The sequence below is a fragment of the Embleya sp. NPDC005971 genome, assembly GCF_040629175.1.
Taxonomy (GTDB): Bacteria; Actinomycetota; Actinomycetes; order Streptomycetales; family Streptomycetaceae; genus Embleya.
In genome coordinates this window covers 1-26,776 of the sequence record NZ_JBEXUX010000052.1, presented here as the reverse complement: position 1 = coordinate 26,776, position 26,776 = coordinate 1, and the positions used below count along the sequence as shown (strand labels likewise).

At 71.3% G+C, this 26,776-nt stretch carries 20 protein-coding genes and 1 pseudogene; 6 read left to right on the top strand and 15 right to left on the bottom strand.

The genetic code is table 11. From position 1 onward, the window contains the following. Positions 1-57: 57 nt before the first annotated feature. The gene (locus ABZ374_RS34525) at positions 58-3,078 is read right to left on the bottom strand and encodes a LamG-like jellyroll fold domain-containing protein (RefSeq protein ID WP_360318867.1); all 3,021 of its coding nucleotides are present in this window, start codon (positions 3,076-3,078) and stop codon (positions 58-60) included. Positions 3,079-3,573: 495 nt separating this feature from the next. Between ABZ374_RS34525 and ABZ374_RS34520 the strand changes: the two genes are divergently transcribed. After that, the gene (locus ABZ374_RS34520) at positions 3,574-5,985 is read left to right on the top strand and encodes a hypothetical protein (protein WP_360318864.1); all 2,412 of its coding nucleotides are present in this window, start codon (positions 3,574-3,576) and stop codon (positions 5,983-5,985) included. 182 nt (positions 5,986-6,167) lie between these two features. Here ABZ374_RS34520 and ABZ374_RS34515 read toward each other — a convergent pair whose 3' ends face one another. After that, a complete protein-coding gene (locus ABZ374_RS34515) occupies positions 6,168-7,175 on the bottom strand; it encodes an LLM class flavin-dependent oxidoreductase (RefSeq protein ID WP_360318861.1) in 1,008 nt (335 codons plus the stop codon). 332 nt (positions 7,176-7,507) lie between these two features. Here ABZ374_RS34515 and ABZ374_RS34510 point away from each other — a divergent pair, with 332 nt between their 5' ends. Together ABZ374_RS34510 and ABZ374_RS34505 are read left to right on the top strand one after the other, a co-directional pair. Beyond that, a complete protein-coding gene (locus ABZ374_RS34510) occupies positions 7,508-9,283 on the top strand; it encodes a 3-hydroxybutyryl-CoA dehydrogenase (RefSeq protein ID WP_360318858.1) in 1,776 nt (591 codons plus the stop codon). Between the two features lie 76 nt (positions 9,284-9,359). Further along, positions 9,360-9,659, top strand: coding sequence for a hypothetical protein (locus ABZ374_RS34505; RefSeq protein ID WP_360318855.1), 300 nt, complete (start codon positions 9,360-9,362; stop codon positions 9,657-9,659). On the opposite strand, the gene ABZ374_RS34500 is transcribed toward ABZ374_RS34505, so the two are convergent. The 4 genes from ABZ374_RS34500 to ABZ374_RS34485 all read right to left on the bottom strand — a co-directional run bounded on the left by ABZ374_RS34500 (position 9,643) and on the right by ABZ374_RS34485 (position 13,299). Continuing rightward, positions 9,643-10,107: a hypothetical protein gene (locus ABZ374_RS34500; protein ID WP_360318852.1), complete on the bottom strand. Its 465-nt coding sequence runs from the start codon at positions 10,105-10,107 to the stop codon at positions 9,643-9,645. The two genes, ABZ374_RS34505 and ABZ374_RS34500, sit on opposite strands and share 17 nt — an antisense overlap. A gap of 90 nt (positions 10,108-10,197) precedes the next feature. Next, entirely contained in the window at positions 10,198-11,154 is a 957-nt protein-coding gene (locus tag ABZ374_RS34495; RefSeq protein WP_360318850.1) for an aldehyde dehydrogenase family protein, read from the bottom strand. Further along, entirely contained in the window at positions 11,151-12,692 is a 1,542-nt protein-coding gene (locus ABZ374_RS34490; RefSeq protein WP_360318847.1) for a long-chain-fatty-acid--CoA ligase, read from the bottom strand. Before ABZ374_RS34490 ends, ABZ374_RS34495 begins: the two co-directional genes overlap by 4 nt. 214 nt (positions 12,693-12,906) lie before the next feature. After that, a complete protein-coding gene (locus tag ABZ374_RS34485) occupies positions 12,907-13,299 on the bottom strand; it encodes an SCO5389 family protein (RefSeq protein WP_360318844.1) in 393 nt (130 codons plus the stop codon). A gap of 323 nt (positions 13,300-13,622) precedes the next feature. On the opposite strand from ABZ374_RS34485, the gene nucS reads away from it, so the two are divergent. Further along, entirely contained in the window at positions 13,623-14,282 is a 660-nt protein-coding gene (nucS, locus tag ABZ374_RS34480) for an endonuclease NucS (protein WP_360318842.1), read from the top strand. A 48-nt stretch (positions 14,283-14,330) separates the two neighbouring features. On the opposite strand, the gene ABZ374_RS34475 is transcribed toward nucS, so the two are convergent. Further along, positions 14,331-15,755, bottom strand: a complete 1,425-nt coding sequence (locus ABZ374_RS34475; protein ID WP_360318840.1) for an FAD-dependent monooxygenase — start codon at positions 15,753-15,755, stop codon at positions 14,331-14,333. A gap of 183 nt (positions 15,756-15,938) precedes the next feature. Here ABZ374_RS34475 and ABZ374_RS34470 point away from each other — a divergent pair, with 183 nt between their 5' ends. Both ABZ374_RS34470 and ABZ374_RS34465 read left to right on the top strand, forming a co-directional pair. Then, positions 15,939-17,741 (top strand): FAD-dependent oxidoreductase, encoded by a 1,803-nt coding sequence (locus ABZ374_RS34470; RefSeq protein WP_360318837.1) that lies wholly within the window; start codon positions 15,939-15,941, stop codon positions 17,739-17,741. 17 nt (positions 17,742-17,758) lie between these two features. Beyond that, the gene (locus tag ABZ374_RS34465; RefSeq protein ID WP_360318834.1) at positions 17,759-19,159 is read left to right on the top strand and encodes an NAD(P)/FAD-dependent oxidoreductase; all 1,401 of its coding nucleotides are present in this window, start codon (positions 17,759-17,761) and stop codon (positions 19,157-19,159) included. 34 nt (positions 19,160-19,193) lie between these two features. Here the strand turns inward: ABZ374_RS34465 and ABZ374_RS34460 are convergent, their stop codons facing one another. The 8 genes and pseudogenes from ABZ374_RS34460 to ABZ374_RS34425 form a co-directional block, all read right to left on the bottom strand. Further along, on the bottom strand, positions 19,194-19,787 hold the full coding sequence (locus tag ABZ374_RS34460) for an ATP/GTP-binding protein (RefSeq protein ID WP_360318973.1): 594 nt from the start codon (positions 19,785-19,787) through the stop codon (positions 19,194-19,196). A gap of 40 nt (positions 19,788-19,827) precedes the next feature. Next, on the bottom strand, positions 19,828-20,148 hold the full coding sequence (locus tag ABZ374_RS34455; protein ID WP_360318971.1) for a DUF742 domain-containing protein: 321 nt from the start codon (positions 20,146-20,148) through the stop codon (positions 19,828-19,830). A gap of 73 nt (positions 20,149-20,221) precedes the next feature. Continuing rightward, positions 20,222-20,677 (bottom strand): roadblock/LC7 domain-containing protein, encoded by a 456-nt coding sequence (locus ABZ374_RS34450; RefSeq protein WP_355546746.1) that lies wholly within the window; start codon positions 20,675-20,677, stop codon positions 20,222-20,224. Beyond that, complete coding sequence (locus ABZ374_RS34445; protein WP_360318832.1) at positions 20,674-22,479, bottom strand: ATP-binding protein; 1,806 nt, start codon at positions 22,477-22,479, stop codon at positions 20,674-20,676. The genes ABZ374_RS34450 and ABZ374_RS34445 overlap by 4 nt, the downstream gene beginning before the upstream one ends. Positions 22,480-22,779: 300 nt before the next feature. Continuing rightward, positions 22,780-23,682: an ABC transporter permease gene (locus tag ABZ374_RS34440; protein WP_360318829.1), complete on the bottom strand. Its 903-nt coding sequence runs from the start codon at positions 23,680-23,682 to the stop codon at positions 22,780-22,782. A gap of 27 nt (positions 23,683-23,709) precedes the next feature. Continuing rightward, the gene (locus ABZ374_RS34435; RefSeq protein WP_360318826.1) at positions 23,710-24,825 is read right to left on the bottom strand and encodes an ABC transporter ATP-binding protein; all 1,116 of its coding nucleotides are present in this window, start codon (positions 24,823-24,825) and stop codon (positions 23,710-23,712) included. Positions 24,826-25,027: 202 nt separating this feature from the next. Then, entirely contained in the window at positions 25,028-26,509 is a 1,482-nt protein-coding gene (locus tag ABZ374_RS34430) for an AI-2E family transporter (RefSeq protein WP_360318824.1), read from the bottom strand. 194 nt (positions 26,510-26,703) lie between these two features. Continuing rightward, positions 26,704-26,776 (bottom strand): annotated as a pseudogene (locus ABZ374_RS34425) (dihydrofolate reductase); the annotation flags it as partial.

The window sequence follows — 26,776 nt, the reverse complement described above, 5'->3', positions numbered from 1 at the left end:
GTTCTCGAACGCCGGACGGGCGATGTGCGCCCGGCCGGCGTTCGAGGGTTGGCTGGGTTACGGGACCGGGCGGTTCATGTCGGTGGTGATCTCGGTGGGGGTCAGCGGGCGGTTGTAGATGCGGACGTCGTCGATCAGGCCGCCGAAGTACTCACCCCAGACGGTGTTGCCGCCGATGTGGAGTGCGCCGCCCTGGTCCACGATCGGGCCGGTGTGGGCGGTGGCCTGCACCTGGACGCCGTTGACGTACAGACGCAGCGTGGTGCCGTCGTAGGTGGCCGCCAGGTGTGCCCAGGCACCGGTGGCCAGGGCTGCGGTGCCGTCGGCGTAGGTGTCGTTGTTGGTGCCGGTCGTGTTGATGGACGTGTTGGGTGCGGCGGTGCCGTTCGCGTACAGCGCGTAGGACAGGCCGCCTCCGCGTTCCTTGAGCAGGACGCTGCGCCAGTTCGTGATCGCCGAGGGTTTGACCCAGGCTTCCAGGGTCATCCCGGTGGTGAGTGTCAGGCGGGCACTGTGCGGCACCGTCACCATCGACGAAGTGCCGTTGAAGGAGAGCGCGTTGCCGGAATGGCCGGTGACCCAGGTGCCGCCGGTGACGGTGCCGTTGTTGCCCTGGCCGGCGTCGTCCGTGACGATCGTGCCGCTCGACGCGTTGAAGCCGTACTGGGCCATCAGACCGGGCGTCGGGCCGTCGACCTCACGATAGGTGGCGGTCAACGTGATCGGCGTCGCGGGCGCGGTGATGTTGTGCGCGGCGGTGCCGCCGTCCGACCAGGACACGAATTCGTAGTTCTTGCCGTTCAGGGCCTGGGTCGTCGGCGCGGCGATCGAGGAGGTGCCGCCCACGATCACCGTGCTGGTGAACGGTGCCGGGCGTTGTGAGGAGAACAGGCCCAGGGTCAGGCCCGGCGGATCGGACGCGAGCGTGATGTCCACGGTCTTCGGGTTCAGGCGCACGCTGGTGGTCCCGGTCAGGCCGCCGGAGTCGGTGGCGGTCAGCCGTAGTTCGAGCCACGACGGATACTCGTGGTCGACCGCCGTGAAGCTGCCCGAGGCGCCGACCTGGCCGGTGATCTGATGCTCGTGGCAGTCGGTGGGCGTCGTGCAGTGATGCATGATGATCTGCCAGTTCAGGCCGGTGCTCGGGATGGCGCCGTCCTGCGGGTCGGTGGCGTGTCCGCCGAAGGCGATCGGGTCGCCGACCTTCCAGGTGAGCGTGCCGGCCGGGGTGTCGATCACCGGGGTCGGCGGTGCGTTGCCCGCCGAGATGGTGATCGGCGCGGAGACGCCGGTCAGGCCCACCGGGTCGGTGACGCGCAGTCTGACGGTGCGGGTGCCGGGAGTGGTGTAGGTGTACGACGGGTTCGCCGCGGTCGAGTCGTCGAACGCGCCGTCACCGTCCAGGTCCCAGGCGTAGGTGAGGGTCTCGCCCGGATCCGGATCGGTGGAGGCGGAGCCGGTGAACGCCACGGTCAGCGGCGTGGTGCCGGTGGTCGGGGTGGCCGAGGCGACCGCGTTGGGCGCGCTGCCGGTGTAGCGGATCCGGTGGATCGCGCCGTCCTCGAAGCCGACGTAGTACACGTCGCCCTCGGGGCCGGTGGTCAACTGGACCGGGTTCGCGTTGCTCACGAACAGTTGGCGGGTGGCGGGGTCCGGCAGCCCGTCGGCACCGGCCAGCATGCTCCACACGCAGCGCCGACTGTGGTCGGCGAAGAACATCGCGTTGCGGTACGCGGCCGGGTAGCGCTGCCCCGTATAGAAGGTCACCCCGGAGATCGCCGAGCCGTTGCCGGTCGGGCAGCCGTCGCCCGGGACCACCGCGGCGCTGTGCTGGTAGGCGTAGTAGGGCGTCTTGACCGCCCCGGGCCCGTCGGCGTACAGGTTGTTGCACAGGTTCAGGCCGATCGACTCGTAGCCGCCCTGGCGGGCCGAGCCCTCGTAGCAGGGCCAGCCGAAGTTGGCCACGGCGCCGCCGGAGGGGGTGAGCCGATCGATCTCCTCCCAGGTGCCCCAGCCGACGTCGCCCACCCACAGCTCGTTCGTGCCCGGCCGGAAGCCGAACCGGAACGGGTTGCGCAGGCCGGCCGCCACCAGACGGCGGGCGTTGGCGTCGGCGTTGCCCGCGAGTGGGTTGCCGGGCGCGCCCGCACCGGTGTTCGGGTCGATTCGGATGATGCTGCCGTTGAGCGCGAACGGGTCACCCGGGGTCCGGAAGTCCTGCGCCCGCAGTGCGCCGCCCTCGGCGGTCGGCGCGGTCAGTACGGTGCCGACCGGACTGTTCCCGTCGGCGCACGGGTTCGCCGGGATCGGATCCTTGCCCGGGATCGGGCCGCTCGCCGCGGTTTGGCCGTAGTCCGCCCAGTCGAAGCTGGCGCCGTCCCCGGCGGACGCGTAGAGGTAGCCGTCCGGGCCGAAGGCGAGGCTGCCGGTGGCGTGCGACGGGAACTGCTGGCACCAGCCCTCGACCAGCACCTGCTCCGGGCCCGCGGCGTTGCCGGTCGCGGTCAGCCTGGCGACCCGGCCGGTGATCAGACAACCCTTGGCCTGTGCGCCGGGCGGGTCCGGACAACCGTCGTCCGGGCCGGTGGCGGTGCCCCAGTAGGGGGCCGAACCACCGGGGCGTGCGTCGTGCGCGTACATCACGTAGACCGACGGATCGGTCGGGAAGTTCGGGGCCAGGGCCAGGCCGAGCAGGCCGCGGTCCCAGAAGTTGTGCACCTTCGCCCGCAGATCGGTGAACACCGTGGGCGTGGGATCGGTGAGCGAGTCGAACACCTTGACGACGCCGGACTTCTCGGCGACGAAGACCCGTCCGTCCTTGGCGAAGGCCACGTCGACCGGCTGGCTCAGGCCGGTCAGTACCGAATCGTCGGAGAACTTCGGCGGCACCGCGGCGGCCTGTGCGGAGCCGGCACGCGCGCTGGGTGCCGAGCCGAACAGCTCCGGACCGGGCGGCCGCGCGGATGCGTCGGAGACGACGGCGGATGAGGCCGGCGATGCGCCGGCCGAGGGTATCGACAGTGCCAATGAGGCGAGCAGCGCGGCGGCGCAGGCGAGTCGGGTCCTGTGCCGGCTCACCCGCCGTCCCGTACATCGCAATCGTATGGAACCGGACATGATGGAACCGGACATGTATGTCCCCCTGTTCCCCCTGTGCGCCGGACCGTTGTGGCGTCACTTGTGCACCATAGGGCGACTCGGCGGGTATACACCGACTTTTCGACAAGCCCGGGTGCCCTCGGGACCGGCTCGACAGGATCGTCCCGTGACCACTCGAAGGCGCGCGCGTTGTGTTGTGAAGAGGGAGCGAAGGTCGGCCCGGACCCGGTCCGCTCGACGGCAGGAGGTGGCAGGGTGGGATGCGGTGCGGCGGGGGTGCGCGCAGCCCGTGGTCGGCCGCCCCGCTGCTCGACGCGTCGGTGCTCAACGATCTTGTCACGAACCCGGCGCCGGGTATCGGTGTGCCGGCCGCGCCCGGCACACTGATCACCGGTTTCCGCCCCCGAGTGCCCGGACTTGTCCCCGGCCGCACCGGCGCGTCGAGGAACCACGACGGGGAGCACAGGGAGTGGCATGAACGGCGTCGGCAGGGAACGGCCGGAAGAAGACGGGGAAAAGAGCTTCGAGGACGATCCGCTCGGGACCCCGGCCGACGCGCGCACGGATTCCGCCGGCGATGCGATGGACTCCTTCGGCGAGTTCTGGGGTGACGACGCCTATCTGGACGAGTTGTTCGGGCCGCGTCCGAGGGCCGGGGCCGGGTCGGCGCAGGGCGGGCCGGGTGGCTCGGGGGCCGCGTTCGAGCCGTCCGTGCCGGAGTTCGGGGACTGGGCCGGGGCCGCCGCCGAGTCGTCCGCGCCTTCGTCCGTGCCTCCTGCCGCGCCTTCGTTTCCGTCTTCGTCCGAGCCTCGGATCGGTCGGGGCGAGCCGATCCGGCTCGACGACGAATGGTCGGACCCGGCGGCCGATCGCAGCGGGGCCGGCGAGTCCGGGCCGGGGGTGCTGCAACTGGTCGCCGGCGACCTGCTCCTCACCTTCGGCGGGGTGGACGGCACCGACGTCGCGCCGCTGTCCGCCGGAGCGCGGCCGCCGCGGCCGTCCAGGCTGCCCGGTTCGGTGCCCGCGACCGACCTGCCGCCGCTGGGCCGGGGGGTGGAGATCGCCGAGCTGACCGGCCTGTTGCAGCGCGGCACGTCGGTCCGGATCGGCGGCCCGTCGTCGAGCGGACGCAGCACCCTGCTGCGCTACCTCGCCGCGCTCGATCCCGCGGGCGCGCCGGACGGGGTGATCCTGCTCGACGGGCGGCGCCGCGGCCTGGACGACCTGTTGCAGCAACTGCACGACGCGTGCTTCGCCGGCCCGGCGTATCGACCCACCCGTGAGCAACTGGCCGGGCTCCTGGCCGAGCCGGCCGCGCTCGTGGTCGTGGACGACCTGGCGCTGGGTCAGGACGACCTGTCCGAGCTCCTGCGGATGGCGCCGGAATGCGCGTTCCTGGTGGCCGGTCCGGAGGTGGTGGATCCGATCGTGCGCCGGGATTCGCCGCTGCACGAGATTACCCTGGGCGGTCTTCCCCAGGAGGCGTGCTTCGATCTGCTGCGTCGTGCCGCCGGGCGCGAACTCGACGACGAGGAACTCGCCTGGGCCTCGGCGTTGTGGTTCCAGGTCGGCGGCCATCCGGGGCGGTTCGTCCAGGCCGGCGCGTTGCTCGCGCGGCGCGAGCGCGGGCGGTCCGGCTACGGGCTGCTCGACGACGGCGCGGCGGACGGGTCGGGCGAGCTGCCCTCGCCCGGCGAGCCGCGCCAGTTCGTACCCCGCCTGGTGCCGCTGGTGTCCGCGTCGGCGCAGCAGGTGTTGCGACTGGCCTCGGCCCTGGACGGCGAACTGCCGGACCCGGTACACCTGCCGGCCCTGACCGGCGCGGTGGACGCGGTGGGCGCCGCCGACGAGCTGGTCGAAGCCGGGCTGGCGACATGCGAGTTCGGCCGATATCGGCTCACCGGGGGCACCGCCGAGGCGATCGCGGCGATCGTGCGCGGACCGTCCTCGTGGGCGGTCGCGGCGATACAGCACTTCACCTGGTGGGTCTCGCACCCCTCGGTCACTCCCGCCGAGATTGCCCGTGAGGCGGACACGATCCTGGCCTGCCTGCGCGAGTCCGAGCGGCTGGGCAAGGCCGGTTCGGCGCGTTCGTTGGCCCGGGCCTCGGCGCCCGCGTTCGGCGCCTCGGCCCGCTGGGACGCCTGGGGCGAGGTGCTCGACCTGGGCCTGTCCTCGGCGCGCGACGCGGGTGCCGCGGCGGCGTCCGATCACGCCTGGTTCCGGCACGAGTTGGCCATCCTGGCGCTGTGCACGGGCGATCCGCGGGGCGCGCGCGAAGAGGCGGTCGCGGCCACCCGGATGCGCGACGTCGGTTCGGACAAGCGCGGCCTCGCGGCGGACCGCCGGGTGTTGGCCCTGGCCGGCGGCGACCGGGTGGCGGCGGCGACCACCGAGGGCGCGGCCGGCGTGACGCGCGGCGGGATCGGCCGACGCGGCGTGTTGATGACGGCGGGCGCGGCCGTGGTCCTGGTGGTCACCCTGGCCGCGGTGGTCGCGATGGGTTCGGACTCGCCGGACAAGGAGGACCACCGCCGCCCGGTGGGCTCCACCGGCTCGGCGGCGTACGACCCGAACACGCCCAACCGAGGCGTCGAGGCCGAACCCAAGTCCGACCGGGACAAGCCGGCTCCGCCGACCGGCAGCCACAAACCCGGCTCGACGGGTGCCGCGACGACGACGACCGGCAGCACGCCGCGGTCGTCGAGCTCGGCCACCGCTTCGGCACCGGCCAACTCGCCGCGCTCGTCGAGCCCGGCCAACTCCCCGTCTCACACCGGCAGCTCGGCACCGGCGACGACCTCGGCACCGCCGCCGAGCTCGCCCGCGTCGACCACCTCCGCCTCGGCCCCGATCCAAGCCCCGGCGGACGGCGGAGGCACCTGAGCCGGCTCATCCCCCGAGCCGGCGGCGAACCCCGCGGCCGGAACCCGACGCCGATCGAGGATCGCCGACGCCACGCGGGACGGCCGGTCCACGTTCGGCGGCAGCCGGGGGACGGCACGCCGAACGCGAAGACGAACACGACGGTGGTTCGGGTCGGTGGTGGGCTCGGGGGATGGGCCGGGTCAGTGCAGGGCCGGGAGTACTTCCTTGCCGAAGCGGTGCACGTTCTCCAGGGTCATCGACGGGGCTCCCGCGCCTTCGGTGAACAGGAGAAAACGGTTGATGCCGGTGCGTTCGGCGGTGCGGGTGAGGCGGCGGACGCAGTCGGTGGGGGAGCCGACGGGGTGGATGCGGCACAGGAAGTCGGTGTACTCGGCCGGGTCGCGCATGTGGCGTTGCCGGTCGTCGGCGGTCACGTGCGCGGACAGGCCCCGGCGCAGCCACCTGGGCATCGCGCGACGCAGGGTGTCGGTGGCCTCGCGGCAGGTGTCCGCGACGTAGGCGACACTCGCGGCGGCGTGCTCGACCGCGTTGGGGTCCCGGCCGCACGCGGACGCGGCGCATTCGTAGGTGCGGACCATCGCGGCCTTCTCCGCGTCGTCGGCGTGCATGCCCAGCAACATCGGCAGGCCGTGTCGGGCGGCCAACGAGGCGCTCTCGCGGGAGGTGCAGGCGACGATCACCGGCGGGTGCGGGTAGGTGCGCGGGCGCGGCACCACGGGCACCTTGCGGAACGCGAAGTGTTCGCCCTCGGCGCCCACCCGCTGGTGGGTGAGCCAGCGCATCAGCAGGTCCAGCGATTCGGGGAATGCCTCGTCGTACCGGCGCAGCCCGGTGCCGAAGACCTCCAGGTCCACCCACGGCCCGCCGCGCCCGACGCCCAGGGTGAATCGGCCGCCGGAGAGCTGGTCCAGCAGGGCGGTCTGCTCACCGAGCGCCACCGGGTGCTGGTCGGACAGCACGCTGATGGCCGTACCCACCCCGATTCGGTGCGTACGCCCCAGTAGCATGGAGGCGAAGGTGACCGCCGACGGGCACAACCCATACGGCACGAAATGGTGTTCGGCGATCCACGCCTCGTCGAACCCGGCCTCCTCCGCGGCGATTCCCGCGTCCATGGCACCGGTGAGCACCTCACCGTGATCGCCCGCGTCGAACTGTGCCGCCAGCAGGAAGATGCCCAACTTCATCGCGTCCTCCTTGTCCGTGTTCCCGTCGGCCCTGCGGCCACAGACAACACAACGCTCGAAGGACCTCGGAGGTAATCCTTCACCACTGATGGTTTTCCACCCGACCGGGCGGCTATCGACAGGACGGCACCCGCGCCCGATCGTCGACGGGAACACTCGATCATCCACCCGAACAGATATTCGGGACGGACCGAGGCGAACGGCACATCCCACCGGCCTGTGCCTGTCTCACAGGGGCTGCCATACTCCTGGAACCCCGCGGTACTACTTCGCAGTAACCAAGGCGTACTCCCGTTCGGGAGACGCCATTTCAGCAGCGAGGAGCACAGCAGATGACCCGTGACATCAGCACGGTCGGTGTGGTCGGCCTGGGCACCATGGGTGCCGGCATCGTCGAGGTCCTGGCCCGGGCGGGACTCACCGTCGTGGGCGTGGACGTCTCCGACGAGGCCATCGCGCGCGGCCGGGCCCGGATCGCCGAGTCGACCGCCCGCGCGGCGGCGCGTGGGAAGCTGACCGAGGACCAGCAGCGAGACATCTTCGAGCGCATCACCCTGGGCACCGACCTGAACTCGGTGGCCGCGGCGGACCTCGTCCTGGAGGCGATACCCGAGCAGCTCGAGCAGAAGCAGGAACTCTTCGCTCGGCTCGACAAGATCTGTGGTCCGGACACCATCCTGGCCACCAACACCTCCTCACTGTCGGTCACCGAGCTGTCGGTGTCCACCGCGCGCTCCTCGCACGTGGTGGGGCTGCACTTCTTCAACCCCGCGCCGGTGATGAAGCTGGTCGAGGTGGTCCGCACGGTGGTCACCGAACCCGAGGTGCTCGCCGACGTGGTCGCGCTCGCCGAGCGGCTGGGCAAGTCGCCGGTGGTGGCCGGCGACCGGGCCGGGTTCATCGCCAACGGGCTGCTGTTCGCGTACCTCAACCACGCGGCGTCGATGTACGAGCAGAAGTACGCCACGCGCGAGGACATCGACGCTGCGATGCGCTTCGGCTGCGGTCTGCCGATGGGTCCGCTCGCGGTGCTCGACCTGGTCGGGATCGACACCGCGTACGAGATCCTGGAGCAGATGTATCGCCAGTCGCGCGATCGCCTGCACGCGCCCGCGCCGATCCTCAAGCAGATGCGTACCGCGGGGCTGCTCGGGCGCAAGAGCGGTCGTGGCTTCTACACCTACGAGCAGGCCGGCTCGCCGGTCGTGGTGGCCGAGGCGGGCGAGTCCGCGGCGGTCGCCGGCACGGCGCGCGAGGTGCGTGCGGTGGGCGTGGTGGGCACCGGGACGATGGCCACCGGCATCGTCGAGGTGTTCGCCAAGTCCGGCTACGACGTGGTCTACGTCGCGCGCAGCGAGGAGAAGGTCGAGCGGGTGCGCACCGCGCTGGTGCGCTCGCTGGACAAGCAGATCCAGCGCGGCCGGCTGACCGAGGAGGCCAAGGCCGAGGCGCTGGCCCGGGTGACCGGCTCGACCCGGCTGGACGACCTGGCCTTCGCGGACCTGGTCGTGGAGGCCGTGGTCGAGGAACTGTCGGTCAAGCAGGCCCTGTTCGAGAACTTCGACGAGATCTGCAAGCCCGGCGCGATCCTGGCCACCACCACCTCCTCGCTGCCGGTGATCGACTGCGCGGTGGCCACCTCGCGGCCCGGCGACGTGGTCGGCATGCACTTCTTCAACCCGGCGCCGGTGATGAAGCTGGTCGAGGTGGTGCGTACGGTCGCCACCTCGGACGACGTGGTGGCCACCATCCACGAGGTCTGTCGTCGGACCCGCAAGCACGCGGTGGACTGCGGCGACCGCGCGGGCTTCATCGTCAACGCGCTGCTGTTCCCGTACCTGAACGACGCGGTGCGCATGCTCCAGGCCAACTACGCGACGGCCGAGGACATCGACACCGCGATCAAGCTGGGCGCCGGCTACCCGATGGGCCCGTTCGAACTGCTCGACGTGGTCGGGCTGGACGTCTCGCTGGCCATCCAGAAGGTGCTGTTCGCCGAGTTCCGCGAGCCGGGCTGGTCGCCGGTGCCGCTGCTGGAGCACCTGGTCACGGCGGGCTACCTCGGCCGCAAGACCGGTCGCGGGTTCCGGGACTACGCGAAGCGGTAGGCGGGCGGACCGGTCGGGGGCAGTAGTACGAGAGGGGTACGGGCGCACGCACCACGTGCACCCGTACCCTTTTTGTGTGCCGCGTCGTAACAAGCCCACCAGCCGCTCCCGGATCGTCGACCGGGACGAGCCCCGCGACCCCAGCCTCGGCTTCGAGGAGCGCGAGTCGGGGGCGGACGGGGAGTGGCTGGTGCGTCCGATCAGCGGTCAGGCGGCGACCAAGACCTATCGTTGCCCCGGGTGCGACCACGAGATCCCGCCGGGTGTGCCGCACCTGGTCGCGTGGTCCGCGGACGGCCGGGTCGAAGAGCGTCGGCACTGGCATCGCCCGTGCTGGAACAGCCGCGGGCAACGACGGATCACCCGGCGACGGTAGACGCCCGGTCCCGCCCCGTGGCCATGCGTCGACCGGCCGGCCGCCGGGGTCGGGTCGCCAGCGTCGCCGCGAGCAGCAGCGCCAGGATGGGCAGGGTCGCCGCGAGCACGAGCGGGAAGAGCAGCGCGACCGCCGAAGCCGCCACATGCATCCCGGCCGCGCCGATCAGGCCGACCCGGGAGGTCGAGCCGGTGCGCAGCCGGTCGCGCAGGTTGCTCACCGCCCAGATCGACCAGATCGTGATCACCAGGGCGAGCAGGACGAGGAAGGTGACACCGACGGTGCCCGCGATGGCCTGTCGGCCCTCGGGTCGGTCGCCGTACCGGTCGGCCAGGACATTCAGGAACACGATCGGCGCGACCACACCACAGCCGATGCTCGCCGCCAGCGCCTCGATGCTCAAGGTCACCACGGCCGCGTACGTCACGATCCCCCGGGTCAACGTCATAAGCCGCGATCGTGCCCGCCGGCCGTGGGTTTGTCGAGAGTACGTTCGACCGTCGGGTGTGCGTCGGACGGGTCGGTCCGGTCGCCGCACTCAGGCTCGTCGTCCGAAGCGCAGGGCGACGTAGCGGTCGAGCAGCTTCATGGTGCCCCGGGTGCGGGCGAACGATGTGGGCTCGATCGGTGTCCGGAACAAGCGCCGGGTGATCGACTGCGGCCGGGCGAACTCGCGCAGCCCGTCCGCGCCGTGGATGCGCCCGAAACCGCTCGCGCCGACTCCGCCGAACGGCAACGCCGGGATGCTCGCGAAGGCGATCACCGCGTCCTTGCCGCCGCACTCCATCAGCACGGGCGTGAGGGTGCGCGCACACGCGGTCATCACCCGCGTGCCGGTGGCACCCGAGCCGGTGAAGGCCAGCTTGTCCACGCCGGCCCCGCACAGCGCGGCACCCGTCGAGCCGCCGCCGGTGACCACCTCGAACACGCCCGCCATCGCGTCCGGATTGGCCCGGGCGAACGCGTCGGCCAGGAACACCCCCACCCCCGAGGTGTGTTCGCTCGGCTTGAACAACACCGTGTTGCCCGCCGCGAGGGCGTAGGCGATCGAGCCCAGCGGGGTGAACACCGGGTAGTTCCACGGTCCGATCACGCCGACCACACCGAACGGCCGATACTCCACGTACGCCGCGTGGTTGGCCATCGCCAGGCCACTGGGCAGGCGACGCCGGCGCAACACACGGGCGGCGTGCGCCGACGCCCAGGCGATGTGCTCCAGGCCCAACAGCAGCTCCAGGAACGCGTCGTCGTGCGGTTTGCCGGTCTCGTCGTGGATCAGCGCGGCCAACGTGTGGCGGGTGCGCACGAGTTCGGCGGCCCAGGCGCGCATCCGGCGGCGCCGCTCGGCGGGCGCCAGGCCGGCCCACCAGGTGCCGCCGACCCGGGCCCGGTCCACCGCCGCGCGCACCTGCCCGGCGTCGTGGATCGGGTAGCGGGCCAACTCCTTGCCGGTCGCCGGGTCGAACGAGGCGAAGGTCTCCACGGTCGTGGTCACGGCTGGTTCGTCCTCTCTCGCAACACCGACTTCTGCACCTTGCCGGCCGCGGTCAGCGGCAGCGCCTCGACGAACTCGACGCTCCTGGGCGCCTTGTAGCCGGCGATCAACGTCTTCACGTGGGCCCGGAGCGACTCGGCCGTCAGCTCGCGGCCCGGATGCGGCACCACGACGGCGTGCACCCGCTCGCCCCACTCGGGGTCGGGCAGGCCGATCACGGCGCAGCCCGCCACGTCCGGGTGGGCGTTGACCGCGTTCTCGACCTCGGCGCTGTACACGTTCTCCGCGCCGGTGACGATCATGTCCTTGAGCCGATCGACCACGGTCAGATAGCCCTCCGCGTCCATGAAGCCCAGGTCGCCGGTGTGCATCCAGCCGCCGCGCAGCGCCTGTCCGGTCTCTTCCGGCCGATTCCAATACCCCAGCATCACGTGGTCCCCGCGCGAGACGATCTCGCCGACCTCGCCGCGCGCGAGTTCCCGCTCGTCCGGGCCGACGACCCGTACCTCCGCGTGGTGGCACGGCCGGCCGGCCGAGCGCAGCTTCACCGGGTCCGCGTCCAGATGGTCCTGCGGCAACAACAGCGTGGCCAGCGGGGATAGTTCGGTCTGGCCGTAGGCCTGGATCAGGGCCGTGTCCGGCAGCGCTTCGAGCACCCGGCCCAGCAGCGTGGCGGTGATCGGCGACGCGCCGTAGGTGAGCAGTCGCAGCGTGGACAGGTCGTACCCGGCGAACTTCGGGTGCTCCAGCATCATTTGCACCATGGTCGGGGCCAGGAAGATCTCGGTGACCCGTTCGCGTTGGATGGTCGCGGCGACCTGCTCGGGGTCGAACAACGGCAGGACCGCCTGTGGGGTGCCGACGATCGAGTTCATCAGCCACACCCCGAACCCGGCGATGTGGAACAGCGGGGCCGCGTGCAGGACACGGGCGTCCGGCGCGACCCGGTAGGGGGCGGTGGCGAGCAGGCCGCCCATCGCGGAGGTGAGCACGTTGGCGTGCGAGAGCATCACGCCCTTGGGGAATCCGGTGGTCCCGCCGGTGTAGAAGATCCCGGCCGGGTCGGCGCCGCCGCGATCGGCGTCCGGGATCGGCTCGGCCGCGGCGAGCAGTGCCTCGTAGTCGTGCATCCCGGGTCCGGTGGGCGCGTCGGTCAGGTGCACGACCTCGCGCACGCTCGACGAGGCGGCGCGCAACGCGGGCACCAGAGCCGCGAACGCGTCGTCGACGATCAGCACGCGGGACTGCGAGTCGTCCAGGGAGAAGGCGATCTCGGCCGTGCTCCAGCGGATGTTCACCGGGTTCAGTACGCCGCCGGCCCAGGGGATCGCGCTCAGGCACTCCAGGTAGCGGGCGGAGTTCAGGGCCAGGATCGCGACCCGGTCGTCCGCGCGGACGCCGAGCCCGTGCAGGGCGCCGGCGAACCGGGCCACCCGCTCGCGCAGTTCGTGGAACGTGCGGCCCGCGTCGCCGTCGATCACGGCCCGGCGCGTGGGGGTTTGTTGGGCCCATCGGTGCAATGGCTGGGTGATGCCCATGGGCTGCTCCTCGCGGGGGAGGGGAGGGAGGGGCTCAGGGGTGTGCGCGGGCGGGCGATCCGCCCGGACGCGTGTGGGTGTGCGGGGCGGTGTGGATGCCTGGACGGTGCGGGCGCGCGGATGGTGCGGAGGCGCGGATGGCGCGGACGCCCGGATGCGAAGGCGCGGGCACGCCGTCAGGCCCGCCCGCGCCGCCGAAGGGTCGCGCTCGGTGTCAGCAGTCGCGCAGGGTCGGTGACTGGTTGAGCAGTTGGCCTCGGATCGAGGTGAACTTGGCGTACCGGTCCGCGTCCAGACCCTCGACCGGGAAGACCGCGACCCGGTGGCAGTTCTGGAACGCGAGCCGGACCCCGAAATGCCGTTCCATCGAGCCCCGGATCGCGTCCGAGGCCAATGCGCGCAACAGTTGCCCGCGCTCGGCCTCGGTGCCGGGCGGCACCTGGTTGTCCGCGAACGGACCGCCGTCCACCTGGAGTTGCGTCACCAACGAGGAGACGAGATTCCACGCGTAGGGCAGTGAGGTGCGCACACAGTCGACGAACTCGGCCTCGTCCACGTCCCCGTGTTCGGCCTGTTCCAACAGCTTCGGAGGCACATCGAGCGACATGGGTGCTCCTTCCGGCCGGGACGTACGCAAGTTCCGCCCGGCGCTTCGGGTCGTGTCTCGTACCTGGCAGTTGGCGCCCATGCGTCGATCACGACACGCCCGAACGCCCATCCGCCCGACCCGCACCGTCTCCTGACTCACCGTAGGACATCGGGTACACGTTGCTCCATAGCGAACGGTCGGTGAACACGGCCTGCGGCCCGACGCGTGCACGCGGTATCGGATCGGCCGGGGCAAGGGTCGTCATGAGGTGCGTCACACGTGTCGTGGGGGCTCGGGTGGGATGGCCGGGGGAGGTGGGCCGGAGGCGGTAGCGTCGGGGTATGCGTCTCGTCATCGCCCGTTGCTCCGTGGACTACGTCGGGCGACTCACCGCCCACCTGCCGTCCGCCCCCAGGCTCATCCTCGTCAAGTCGGACGGAAGCGTGTCCATTCACGCCGACGACCGCGCGTACAAGCCGCTGAACTGGATGAGTCCGCCGTGCACCCTCAAGGAGGGGGACGGCGTGTGGACGGTGATCAACAAGGCCGGCGAGAAGCTGATCATCACGATCGAGGAAGTGCTGCACGACACGTCGCACGAGCTGGGCATCGACCCCGGTCTGGTCAAGGACGGTGTCGAGGCGCACCTCCAGGAGCTGTTGGCCGACCGGCTCGACGCGCTCGGCGCCGGCTGGACGCTGATCCGGCGCGAGTACCCGACGCCGATCGGCCCGGTGGACATCCTGTGCCGGGACGCGGACGGCACCACCGTCGCGGTCGAGATCAAGCGCCGCGGCGAGATCGACGGCGTCGAACAACTCACCCGCTACCTCGAACTCCTCAACCGCGACACGCTGATCGCCCCGGTCAAGGGCGTCTTCGCCGCCCAGGAGATCAAGCCCCAGGCCCGCGTACTCGCGGTGGACCGGGGCATCACCTGCGTGACCCTGGACTACAACGCGCTGCGCGGCACCGAGGACGACAAGCTGAAGCTGTTCTGACACCGGTCGGCCGGCCGTTCGCGCGGTTCGTCGCAGAGCCGATGGCCGCTATCGCCGGCGGAGGGATCGGTGGGTGGCGAGTCGGGAGCGGGCCTCGGTGAGGGCCGTGCGCAGGACGGCGGTACGGTCCACGCCCGGATGCGTCAGGGTGCGGGCCAGCAGGGTGGCGAGCACCCTCGGGGTCATGAGTTCGGAGGGTTTGCGGATTCGGGAGTAGACGTCGAGGAGGGGGCGGGAGCCTTCCGGGCGGGTGGCCATCGAGCGCATGAGGGTTTCTTCGAGGGGCGATACGGCGGTGGACCGGGCCAGGGTGTTGGTCCAGTGGTAGGTCTCGCGGCATTCGTGGTCTCGACGGTGTTCCCAGGACGCGGTCGCCGCGTCGAGGCGGGTCGGGGTGTCGAGTACCGGGGCGACCGCCTCGCCGAGCAGGCGACCGAAGCGGAGGGCGTCTCGGATGCCCTGCGCGGTGACCGGGTCCTTGAAGTGACCGGCGTCGCCGGCGAGCGCCCAGCCGGGGCCGGTGGAGTGGCGGAAGTACGACGGCAGGTCGGTGGCCTGCACGATCTTGGTGGTTCGGGTGCAGCCGGCGAGCCGGTCGGCCAGGCCGGGCAGCAGGGTGAGGGTGCGGTCGTACTCGCCCTCCAGGCCCAGGCGGAAGGCGTCGGCGCGCTCCCGGGGCGGCATCAGCAGGACCAGGGTCAGGCCGCCGTCGCACGGGAAGGCGGTGCCCAGTTCGCGGCCGGTGCGCCACATCGCGGCGGTGCCGCGCCATTCGGTGCGCGGGTCGTCGTAGTAGGCGTAGTAGCAGGCGCGTTGGTTGACGTTGGTGGTGTGCGGCTTGCCCGCGCCGACCTCCCTGGCGATCAGCGAGCGGCGGCCGTCGGCGCCGACGACCAGCGGGGCGCGGAGCGTGTACGAGGCCGCGCCGCGCTCCTGGACGTGGACACCGGTGACCCGATCGCCGGACCACACCAGGCCGGTGACGCGGGCGCCCTCGCGTACCTCGGCACCGGCCGCGCGGGCGGTGTCCACCAGGGCCTGGTCCAGGCCGGAGCGGCGCACACACATTCCGTACGCGATGCCGTCGACCGGGCTGTAGGTGCCTCGGGCACGCCCGTCCGGCAGCTCGATGTACGCGTCGTCGTGGTGCGGCGCTCCCAGGGCCTCGACCCGATCCAGCGCACCCAGCCGGGACAACTCCGCGACGCCGCCCGCGAACAGCAGGTGGGTGGACACGGTCGTGGACGGGAAGCGCACCGCGTCGAGCGCGATCACCCGACGCCCGGCCCGCGCCATCGCGATCGCCGCCGCCGACCCCGCGCAGCGCGCCCCGACCACGATGGCGTCCGCGTCCCTGCCGAACCCGGCGGTGGCAGCGTGCGGCGGGTCCGCCCGGGTGGGCTCGGAAGTGAATCCGGAAGCGGGACCACGGGTGGGAAGATCCGGGGTGGGGTTGGCGTCCGGAGTGCTCACGAGGGTTCCTCCAGCGGGGCCGATGATGACCATATGCCGTATGTGGGATGCCTTTTCGACGGTAGTGAGTGGATCGCCGGGGGACAAGAAGGGCGTCCGGGGATGTCTTGCGGGATTCGCCAAGTGACGCGATAGTCGGATCCTCGCACCTGTTGCCACCGTTGTCGGTTACGGGAGTCACCCATGACTGAGCACGTGCAGGGTTCGGCCGGAATCAGCGGATCGGCACCATCGCGACGCGACTTCGTGGCGGCGGCGGGTGCGTTGGGATTGGCCGCCGGAGTGCCTTCGGCCTCGGCCCGGGCCGCGAGCGCGGCACCGAGTGCCACCGGGCGTCGGGTCGCGGTGCTCGGCGGGGGGATGGCCGGGCTCACCGTCGCGCACGAGTTGATCGAGCGCGGGTTCCAGGTCACCGTGTACGAGCGCAAGTCGCCGGGGGGCAAGGCTCGGAGCATCCCCGTCCCGGGCACCGGCACCGGCGGTCGGCGTGATCTGCCCGGTGAGCACGGCTTCCGATTCTTCCCCGGCTTCTATCGGAACGTACCCGACACGATGCGGCGAATTCCCTTCCAGGGCAACGCCAACGGCGTCTTCGACAACCTCGTCCCGGCGCCGAACGCGATCTTCGCCCAGGCGGGTCGGCCGGACCTGCGCTTCACCCTGCCGAGCGGGATCGGCAGCATCACACCGGAGGCGCTGCGCGACGCGCTGATGTCGATGGCGAGCGTCGCCTCCCAGGTGCCGCTGCACGAGATCGCGTTCTGGGCGGAGAAGATGATCGTCTTCCTCACCAGCGGCGAACTGCGACGCAACGGCCAGTGGGAGCACATGTCCTACGCCGACTACCTGCGGATGGATCGCATGTCGCCGGCCTACCGGAACATCCTGGTCAAGGCGTTCACCTCGACGCTGGTCGCGGCCAAGGAGAACGTCGCCAGCACCCGGACGATCACCATGATGGTGGAGATCTTCCTGTGGACCATGCTCGGCCGAGGTGCCGACGGCGCTCCGGACCGGGTCCTGGCCGGGCCCACCAACGAGGTCTGGATCGATCCCTGGCACACGCGACTCGTGGACCTGGGCGTGGATTTCAGGATCGGCTGGACGATCACCGGACTCGACCTGACCGGCGGCCGGATCACCGGCGCGCGAGTGGTCGACCCGCGCGGCACCGCCGGGACGATCGACGCGGACTGGTACGTGCTCGCGGTGCCGGTGGAGCGGGCCGTGCCGCTGATGACCCCGCAACTGGTGGCCGTCGACCCGGCGTTGGGCCGACTGCGCCGATTGACCACGGACTGGATGAACGGCCTGATGATCTATCTGCGCCGGCCGACCCCGATCACGCACGGCCACGTCGCGTACATGGACGCGCCCTGGGCGGTCACCTCGATCAGCCAGGCCCAGTTCTGGCGCGGTGACTTCGCGGCACGGTACGGCGACGGCAGCGTGCACGACGTACTGTCGCTGGATCTGTCCGACTGGGACGACCCGGGCATCCTCTACGGGGTGAGCGCCCGCAAGTGCACGCCCGCGCAGATCGTGGACGAGGTGCTCGCGCAGGTGCGGGCCAACCTGGACGGCGGTGCCACGTCGGTGCCGGACGCGCAGATCCACTCGTGGTTCCTGGGCCCCGGGATCACCGACGCCGGCCTGCCGAGCGTGGCCAACGACGAACCGCTCCTGGTGAACACGATCGGCTCGTGGGACGACCGGCCGGAGGCGACGACCCGGATCCCCAACCTGTTCCTGGCCGGCGACTATGTACGCAACACCATCAACCTCGCCACCATGGAAGGCGCCAACGAAAGCGGACGGATGGCGGCCAACGCGGTGTTGCACGCGGCCGGTTCGAACGCCGCCCCGGCGACGGTGTTCACGCTCTACCAGGAGCCGGCACTGGCCGGTTGGCGGCGCGCGGACGATCTGCGCTACCGGCTCGGCCTGCCCAACGCCTTCGACCTGATCAGACCGTATTGGCCCTGACCACAAGGGGGTTCACGATGCCGGAGATCGCGATCATCGGAGCCGGATTCGCCGGGATCTGCATGGCGATTCGGCTCCGGCAGGCCGGCATCGACGACTTCACCGTGTACGAGAAGGCCGACGCTCTCGGTGGCGTCTGGCGGGACAACACCTATCCGGGCGCGGGTTGCGACATCCCGTCGGTGCTCTACTCCTACTCGTTCGCGCAGCGCGCCGACTGGTCCCGGGTGTACCCCGAGCAGCGCGAGATCCTGCGTTATCTGCACGAGTGTGCCGAGGGGTTCGACGTCGTCGGACGGATCCGGTTCGACACCGAGGTGTTCTCGGCCGGCTGGCATCCCGACGAATCGGTGTGGCGCCTGGAGACCTCGCGCGGGTCGGTGAGCGCCCGTGCGGTGGTCTCGGCGGTGGGGCAGCTCAACCGGCCGCGGCTGCCGGACGTGCCGGGCCTGGACACGTTCGCCGGCACCGCGTTCCACTCCGCGCGGTGGCGGCACGATCACGACCTGACCGACCGTACCGTCGCGGTGATCGGTACCGGGCCCAGCGCGGTGCAGTTCGTGCCCCGGATCGCCGAACGGGTCCGGAAGCTGTACGTGTTCCAGCGCTCGGCGAACTGGGTGGTGCCCAAGCCGGATCGGGCCTACGGGCCCACCGCCCGCCGGGTGTTCCGGCTGGTGCCGCCGGCCCGCCTGGCCGTGCGCGGGGCGACCTACCTGCGCGGCGAGACCGCGGTCTACTGGGCGGTGCGCGGCGATCGCAGGGGCACGTTGGTGGAGAAGACGGCCCGGCGTCACCTGGCCGCACAGATCGCCGATCCGGACCTGCGCAGGCGACTGACGCCGGACTTCCCGATCGGGTGCAAGCGCATCCTGATCTCGCAGGACTTCTACCCGACGTTGACCCGGGACAACGTCGAGCTGGTCACCGACCCGATCACCGAGGTGACCGCGCGCGGGCCGCGGACCGCCGCGCGCGGCTACGACGTGGACACACTGATCCACGGAACGGGCTTCTTGGCCACCGAGTTCCTGCGGCCGATGGAGATCGTCGGGCGCGACGGGGTGCGGTTGCACGACGTGTGGCGGGAGGGGGCGGCGGCGCACCTGGGCATCGACGTGCCGCGCTTTCCGAACCTGTTCCTGCTGTACGGGCCGGGCACCAACCTGGGACACAACTCGATCGTCTACATGATCGAGAGTCAGGTGGCTTATGTGGTCCGGAAGTTGCGCGGCGGGCGGGTGCACGAGGTGGGCGAGGACCGGTATCTGGCCGCGCACCGGGCGCTGGTCGGCGGGCTGGCCGGCACGGCGTTGGAGGCGGACTGTACGAGCTGGTACAAGGGGGCGGACGGGCGGGTGACCACGAACTGGCCGTGGCGCACCTACCGTTACCGGCTGGCGACCCGATCGGCCTGAGTCGGAGTCCCCGGTCGCCCGCCCCGGTGCCGTCCTAGGGGGCGAAGTCGAGCGCGTGCACGACCAATTCGGCCAGCGCGTCCACCGCGCTCTCCCGGATTCGCGCGTCGCATTCGGTCATCGGAGTACGGGGACCGATCGACAGGGCGTCGCGTAGGTCCTCTTCCGGATAGCGCGGTGCGTCGTCGAAGAGGTTGACCGCCACCACGAACGGGATGCCGGAGCGCTCGAAGTAGTCCACCGCGGGGAAGCTGTCCTCCAGCCGCCGGGTGTCCACCAGGACGATCGCGCCCACCGCGCCGCGCACCAGGTCGTCCCACATGAACCAGAAGCGGTTCTGTCCCGGGGTGCCGAACAGGTAGAGCACCAGGTCGGATTCCAGGGTGATCCGGCCGAAGTCCATGGCGACCGTGGTGGTGCGCTTCTCGGGCAGGCCGGACAGGTCGTCGACGTCCTCACTGAGCACCGTCATGACCGATTCGGTGGTCAGCGGCGGGATTTCCGAGACGGCCGCGACGAGCGTGGTCTTGCCGACGCCGAAGCCGCCCGCGACGACGATCTTCGTCGAGGTGATCGGCGGCCCCTCGCCGATCCGGCGACCGCCGGCCCCCGGAGCGGGCAACGGGATGGCCGGGACCTCGTCGCCGAGTCCGCCGAGCCCGCCGAGATCAAATCTTGCGTAGTCCACCGAGCACCCTCTCCAGCAGCGCGCGATCGGGTCGGCCGGCCTCGTGCTCGGCCTGATACACACTGATGCGGCCCTGCGAGGCCAGGTCGCTGATCAACACCCGCACCACGCCGAGTGGCATGTGCAGGATCGCGGCCACCTCGGCCACCGAGCGAACGCCCCGGCACAGGTGCACGATCCGGGCGACCTCCGGCATGTCGCCGGTGCCGTCCTGTGGGCAGTCCAGCGTGGTGACCAGCGTCTCGACCAGCAACACGTGGCCGTACCGGGTGCGGCCTCGGGTCAGCGTGTAGGGACGCACCCGCGAGGTACGACCGCCCGTGTCGGGCCGGGTCGCGTACCCCCGCTCTGCGTCGTGATCGGAATACCCGTCGTCAGGAGCCAACGCGACCACCTCCACGGTCCTGGTGCATCTGTGCGCGCAGGGCCGGTGTCAGGACGTGGCCGGCGCGCCGTACGAACGAGGTCATCTGATAGGCGATCACGCCCAGATCGGCGGTTCCGCCCGCGTGCACGCCCAGGCAGGAGCCGTCGCTGATGGACATCGCCACGACGTAGCCCTCGGCCATCGTGACGATCTCCTGGCGAACCGCGCCCATGTCGAGGACGCGCGAGGTGCCCTCGGCCAGGGCGACCAGGCCGCTGACGATCGCGCCGAGCTGCTCTTCCGCGTCCGCCGCTCCGGCGGCCGCGTCCGGGCCGCGTGCGCTGGCCAGCATCAGGCCGTCGGAGGAGACCAGGACGACCTCGCGGACCCCCGGGACATCCCCGGCGAGGCCGGCCACCAGCCAGTCGACGTCGCGTGCCGTGGTGCCATTCGACCCGGTCACCGGTCTCCACCTCCTGTCTCCTCCCGCGCGGGCGGCGGGAAGGTGGGTTCTTCGTCGGACGACACGACCGGGTCGGTCGCCTCGCCCTCCCGGCGAGCCGCCTCCAGACCCTCCTGGAAGCCGGTCAGCCGCTTGCGCAGTTCGTCGGCGGAGAGCGTGCCGGTGTCCCGGGACGTGTCCGCGGCGGGTACGACGCGCATCGCACCGCTGTTGTCGCCCGCCACGAGGCGCTTGGGCAACCCGCGTCGGGTGCGGCCGACCGCGGAGACGGCGGGCCCCGTGCCGTCCCCACCGGCGGCCGAGTCCGACTTCGTGGGAGCGGGAGCAGGAACGGCCTTGGCCGACTTCGACACCGCGGCACCGCGCCGGGCGGGCGGCGCGACCACGGCGGCCGGCTTCGCCGAAGCCGTGGCCCCGTCGGCCGCTGCCGTCCCGGCCTCGACCGCCTCGCCGGCCGCGAACAGCGCGCCCGGGGCGGTCAGCTTGGCCGTCGCCTCCTCCGGCGTCGGCGCGGGGTTGGCGGCCGGCGTGCGCTTGGGCAGCCCCTTGGGTGTCCGGGCGGGTGGTGCGGCGTCCTCGCGCGGCACCACCGGACCGCGCGGCGCGGCGGCCCCGGCCCGCGTCGGCGGATCGACCGCGACGGCGGGCGGCGCACCGGCCTCGACCGGCCGGGCCGCCGGCAACGCCAGTCGGGCCGCGCCGGGCGGGATGGCCCGGGCGCCGGGGGCCACGCCCGGGATGGCCATCCGGTCCCGCTCGCGCTCCTGTTCCCGATCGCGCTCGGCGGAGAACTCGGCGGGCGAGGGGCCCTGACCGTTGAAGGCCGTCGCCGGGATCACCACGACCGCGCTCAGGCCGCCCTGCGGGCGCGGGCGCAACTGCACCCGGATGCCGTGTCGGCGAGCCAGTCGGCCGACCACGAACACGCCCAGGCCGCCACCGCCGCCGGCGGCCTCCTCCTCGGTGCTGTCCCGTTCGATCTGCGAGTTCAATTCGGTGAGCCGGTCCGCCGGTACGCCGATCCCGTTGTCGTCCACCGACAACACGACCTCGCCGTTCTCCAGCGTCCAGCCGCCGATCTCCACCCGGGACTCGGGCGCCGAGTACGCGGCGGCGTTCTCCAGGAGCTCGGCGAGCAGGTGGCCGACGTCGTCGGCGGCACGACCGAGCACCTCGGCGCGCGGTACGTGGCCGACGTCGATGCGCTCATAGCGCTCGATCTCGGAGACACCGGCGCGCACCACGTCCAGGAGCGGGATCGGTGGGCGTCGCCCGCGCCGCTCGTCCGCGTCGGCGAGCACGAGCAGGTTCTCGCTGTTGCGTCGCATCCGGGTGGCGAGGTGGTCGAGCCGGAACAGGTCCTGGAGCCGCTGGGGTTCGTCCTCGCCGTGTTCGAGCTTCTCGATCAGGTCGAGCTGCCGCTCGACCAGGGTCAGCGTGCGCATCGACAGGTTCACGAACACGTCGTGGACCCGGCCGCGCATCAGGGTCTCCTCGTCGGCGAGCGCGGCGCGTCCGCGCAACAACTCGTCGTGTTCCGTCTCCAGACGGGCGCGTTCGGCCTCCAGCCGGGCGCTTTCCGCGGCCTGACGCACGGTCAGCTCACGCAGTCGGGCGATCCGCCGCTCGGAGACCCGATGGCGCAACCACGCGGCGATCGAGGACAGCGCGACGGCGGTGGTGAGCAGCGTGCCGGCGAGTACCGACTGCCATACGGTGTCCGAATCGCCCAGCAGGACGACGGCGGTCGCGATCCCCGCCAATGCGAAGACGGCCGCCGCGGAACCGAGCCCCGCAGCCACTCCGCCCCCCGAGCGCCGGCTCTGGTGAACGGGAGCGGGAACGCGCACAGGTGCCGCGTCCGCTGCGTTGGGTGTTCCTGGATCCCCCTGCCCATACATGAGACGTGAGCATATCGTCGGACCATCTTTCGATGTGCTTTCGACGACTGTGCGAGTCGCCCCCAAAACGGCCGAAAGGCCCCGCTCGACGACTGTCGAGCGAGACCTTTTCGGTATACGGACCAACATTTTTGACGAATGGTCAGCCGATTGCCCCGGCGGACGGTCGGCCGATCGGGCCCAACCGCGGAACCGGCCGGCTCACACGTCGCGCGAACGCAGCCGAATCCCGCCCGCGATCAGCACGACCGTCGCGTACGTCGCGATCAGCAACAGCGAGGGCCACGGGCCCGGACCGCCGTCGTCGCCGCCACCGCCGATCAGCTTGCCCAGCGCGAACATCGGCGAGTACTGCATGACCTTCTCGCCGACCGACTGCGGCAGGAACGGGCCGATGATCATCGGCAACAGGATGGCGCCCATCAGCGCGGTGATCGCGCCCGCCGAGTGCCGCAACAACACGCCCAGGCCGAGCCCGAACAGCCCGATCACGGCCAGGTAGAGCGAACCGCCGACGACACTGCGGAGCAGGTCGACATCGGCGGTGGAGTCGCCGATCCGGGAGGTCAGCATCGACTTGCCGATCATCGCGGTCAGACCCATGGTGACCACACCGACCGCGAACATCAGGCCCGCGAAGACCACGCCCTTGGCCACCAACACCTGGAGCCGGCGCGGGTACGCGGTCAAGGTCGTGCGGATCATGCCCGTCGTGTACTCGGCGGAGATGGTCAGCACACCCAGCGTCGCGGCGGCGAGCTGCGCGACGATCACACCGATCAGCGAGACGCTCACGTAGTCGTCGTCGGTGTCCGGCTTGACCGTGCCGGCGAGCAGCACACCCAGACCCAGGATCAGCACCACCATCACGACCAGCGTCCAGATGGTCGAGCGGACCGTGCGGATCTTGGTCCACTCGGAAAGCAGCACCCGGCCGAAGCCCGCGTTGCCGCCACCGACCTGACCGCCGAGCTGCATCTGGTGCACCGGCGGGTAGGGCGCCTGCTGCGCGGGCGGCACGAACTGCCCACCCTGCTGCGGGAGCGTCTGCTGCGGGGGAGCCATCTGCGCCGGCGGCATCATGTGCGGCTGGTTCTGCGGCATGGGGGGCGGAGTGTTCTGTGCCATCGCTCAGCCCTCGCTTCCGTTGGACTGCGGCTTGGACAGGGTCGGGGCGCCGGTGCCCGGTGCCCCGACGGGGGCTCCCCACGGCGCGCCGGGTGCGCCCTGCTGCGGGTAACCGGGCGGCGGACCGGCGAACTGCGGACCCCCCTGCTGCGGGTAGCCGGGCGGCGGCGCCATCCCGGGCGGCCCCCAGCCGGGCGGCGGGCCGCCCGGCAGCCCGGCGCGGTACTCCACGCTGTGCTGGGTCATCCGCATGTAGACCTCTTCGAGCGAGTCGAAGCGCGGCGAGAGTTCGTGCAGCGCGATGCCGTGCTCGGCGGCCAGGTCACCGATCGCCGCGGGCGGCAACTCGTGCACGCGGAACGCGCCCGCCACCGCCTGGTCGGGGGTGATCGTCGCGCCCTTGCCCCGGAGCAGCGTGTTGAGCTTGTCCACCTGCGGCGAGCGCACCACCGTGAACGACTGCGAGTTGGTCTCGATGAAGTCGCGCATCGAGGTGTCGGCGATCATCCGCCCCTGACCGATCACGATCAGGTGGTCGGCGGTCACCTCCATCTCGCTCATCAGGTGGCTGGAGACGAAGACGGTGCGACCCTCGGAAGCGAGCTGCTTCATCAGGTTGCGGATCCACAGGATGCCCTCGGGGTCGAGCCCGTTGACCGGCTCGTCGAACATCAGGATGCCGGGGTCGCCCAACAGCGCCGAGGCGATGCCCAGCCGCTGGCCCATGCCGAGCGAGAAGCCGCCCGCCCGCTTCTTGGCGACCTGGGTCAGGCCGACCATCCCGAGCACCTCGTCCACCCGGCGGTTGGGGATGCCGTTGCTCTGCGCCAGGCACAGCAGGTGGTTGTACGCGGTCCGGCCGCCGTGCATCGCCTTGGCGTCCAGCAGCGCGCCCATCTCCCGCAGCGGGGCCTGGACATGGTTGTACGGGCGACCGTTGACCGTGACGTTGCCGCCGGTGGGCGCGTCCAACCCGAGGATCATCCGCATGGTGGTCGATTTACCGGCGCCGTTGGGGCCGAGGAAGCCGGTCACCGAGCCCGGACGCACCTGGAAGGAAAGCTGATCCACCGCCAGCTTGGTTCCGTAGCGTTTGGTGAGCCCTCTCGCTTCGATCATCTGTTGCCGCACTCCCAGGGTGGTTTGCAGGACGGTTTCGGCGTACGAGCCGACGAGGGTACCGGGGTACCGGGACTCGAGTACCGAGGTTTCGAGCTTAGGCCCGGAATGCCGCTGCCGACGGCAGCCGCGCGACGGGCGCGAAACCGCCCACAGGGGCGAGGGAAGTCACACACATCATCCCGAGGGACGATTGACAACCTCAGGCTTGATCCTGACGCGGGGTGACCACTTCGCGAAGTATGAGCAGTACGGCGGCCGCGATCGGAATCGCGAGCAGCGCCCCGGTCACCCCCAGCAGCGCGCCACCGACCAACGCCGCGATCACCGTGATCGCCGGCGGTACGTTCACCGCACGGTTCATCACCCGCGGATAGATCAGGTAGTTCTCGAACTGCTGGTAGGCCAGGAAGAAGATCACGCAGGTGAGTGCCTTGCCGGGGGAGTCGAAGAAGACCACGATCGACACCACCGCGGCTCCGATGGTGGCGCCGATCATCGGGATCAGGTCGGTGAAGGCGATCACCAGGGCCAGCGGCAGCGCGTAGTCGTTGCCCAGGATCATCAGGAAGATGAACGAGGACAACCCCGCGCAAGTGGCCACGATCAGCGCGCCGTTCACGTAGCCGCCGATCCCGGACAGGATCTCGTCGCCGAGCAGCCGCACCCGGGCCCGACGCGACCTCGGGAACAGGTTGTACAGGTGGTTCTTGATGCTGGGCAGCGCGCCCAGGAAGTACAGCGTCAACACGATCACGGTGAGCGTGTCGAACACCGAGGTCAGCACCATCTTGCCGAAGCCCCACAGGCCGCCCGCCACGTTCTGCGCGGTATTGGCGTTGGCGGCCCAGTCCTTGGCCCGGGTGACCAGGTCGTACTTCTCGTCCAGCTTGCGGAACCGCTCGTTGTTGCGCAGTTCGGTGAGGCTGTCCGGGATGGAGTTGATCAGGCTCGACGTCTGGTCGACCAGCGGTTGTGCGATCGCGGTGACGAACCCGGCGGTCACGAGCACGAAGCCGAAGGCGACCGTGCACACCGCCCAGCGGCGGGCCATGCCGCGACGCTCCAGCCGCTCCACGAACGGGTTCAGGCCCGCGGCCAGGAAGAACGAGATCAGGATGATGATCAGCACGTGCTGAATGCCCATCACCGCCTGGGCCAGGAACCACGCGGTGATCAGCCCGAGTCCGCCGATGAAGCCGATGTAGAACGGCGAGGAACGCCGCAGCGGTTGGCCCGGCTCGCCGAACCGCGAGCCGACGCCGGTCCACGGCCGGACCGGGGCGGGGGTCGGGGAGGAAGGCGGTGCGAGGGTCGAAACAGGCGCCGTGGCGGGCGCCTTGCCGTCGGCCTGCGTCGGGAGGACCGTGCCCGCGTCCGCACCCGCGCCCACGACGTCGTCCCCGGCGCCGACCACGTCCGGCCGCGGCGACGCGTCGGCCGCATCGGGATCGGCCGGCCCCACCTGGGCCGGCACCGGCACCGGCTCGGTCGAACTCCCCGGTGCGACCTCCGGGTTGGCCGGCGCCGTCGAGTCGACACCCGCCGGATCCGGCGTCGACGCGGGCACCGCGGGTGCGCCGGCCCCGTCCGCCGCCGGCGCCGCGGCGGGATCCGGGGCGGCGCCGTCGCCGGCCGGCGCCCCCGATCTGCGGCGCGGCCAGATGTTGCCCAGTCGACCCATGCCCCGTTGCTCCTCGTTCAGCCGGCTCGGGTCCGACGATGCGGTACCACACGCGTCTCGCCGACGCGTCCCGGGATTTCGTCATGAAAATGCGGCCGGGCGGCGGGCGGGTCCTCAGGCCGGACAGGCCCAGGTCGCGGGTCATGTCGGGAGCGGCCACGATCAGCGACGTGTTGGCCATGACGATGATCAGCAGGCTCACCGGCCCGCCCGGGCCACGCCGCGGCCATGACCTGCCACGTCCGGCGCCCGAACAGCAGGGCATCG

What these genes read in the sequence shown, in the direction of transcription:
- ABZ374_RS34520 (WP_360318864.1), top strand. Translation starts at nt 3,574, where the DNA reads ATGAACGGCGTCGGCAGGGAACGGCCGGAAGAAGACGGGGAAAAGAGC.
- ABZ374_RS34515 (WP_360318861.1), bottom strand. Translation starts at nt 7,175, where the DNA reads ATGAAGTTGGGCATCTTCCTGCTGGCGGCACAGTTCGACGCGGGCGAT.
- ABZ374_RS34510 (WP_360318858.1), top strand. Translation starts at nt 7,508, where the DNA reads ATGACCCGTGACATCAGCACGGTCGGTGTGGTCGGCCTGGGCACCATG.
- ABZ374_RS34500 (WP_360318852.1), bottom strand. Translation starts at nt 10,107, where the DNA reads ATGACGTTGACCCGGGGGATCGTGACGTACGCGGCCGTGGTGACCTTG.
- ABZ374_RS34490 (WP_360318847.1), bottom strand. Translation starts at nt 12,692, where the DNA reads ATGGGCATCACCCAGCCATTGCACCGATGGGCCCAACAAACCCCCACG.
- ABZ374_RS34485 (WP_360318844.1), bottom strand. Translation starts at nt 13,299, where the DNA reads ATGTCGCTCGATGTGCCTCCGAAGCTGTTGGAACAGGCCGAACACGGG.
- nucS (WP_360318842.1), top strand. Translation starts at nt 13,623, where the DNA reads ATGCGTCTCGTCATCGCCCGTTGCTCCGTGGACTACGTCGGGCGACTC.
- ABZ374_RS34470 (WP_360318837.1), top strand. Translation starts at nt 15,939, where the DNA reads ATGACTGAGCACGTGCAGGGTTCGGCCGGAATCAGCGGATCGGCACCA.
- ABZ374_RS34465 (WP_360318834.1), top strand. Translation starts at nt 17,759, where the DNA reads ATGCCGGAGATCGCGATCATCGGAGCCGGATTCGCCGGGATCTGCATG.
- ABZ374_RS34440 (WP_360318829.1), bottom strand. Translation starts at nt 23,682, where the DNA reads ATGCCGCAGAACCAGCCGCACATGATGCCGCCGGCGCAGATGGCTCCC.
- ABZ374_RS34435 (WP_360318826.1), bottom strand. Translation starts at nt 24,825, where the DNA reads ATGATCGAAGCGAGAGGGCTCACCAAACGCTACGGAACCAAGCTGGCG.
- ABZ374_RS34430 (WP_360318824.1), bottom strand. Translation starts at nt 26,509, where the DNA reads ATGGGTCGACTGGGCAACATCTGGCCGCGCCGCAGATCGGGGGCGCCG.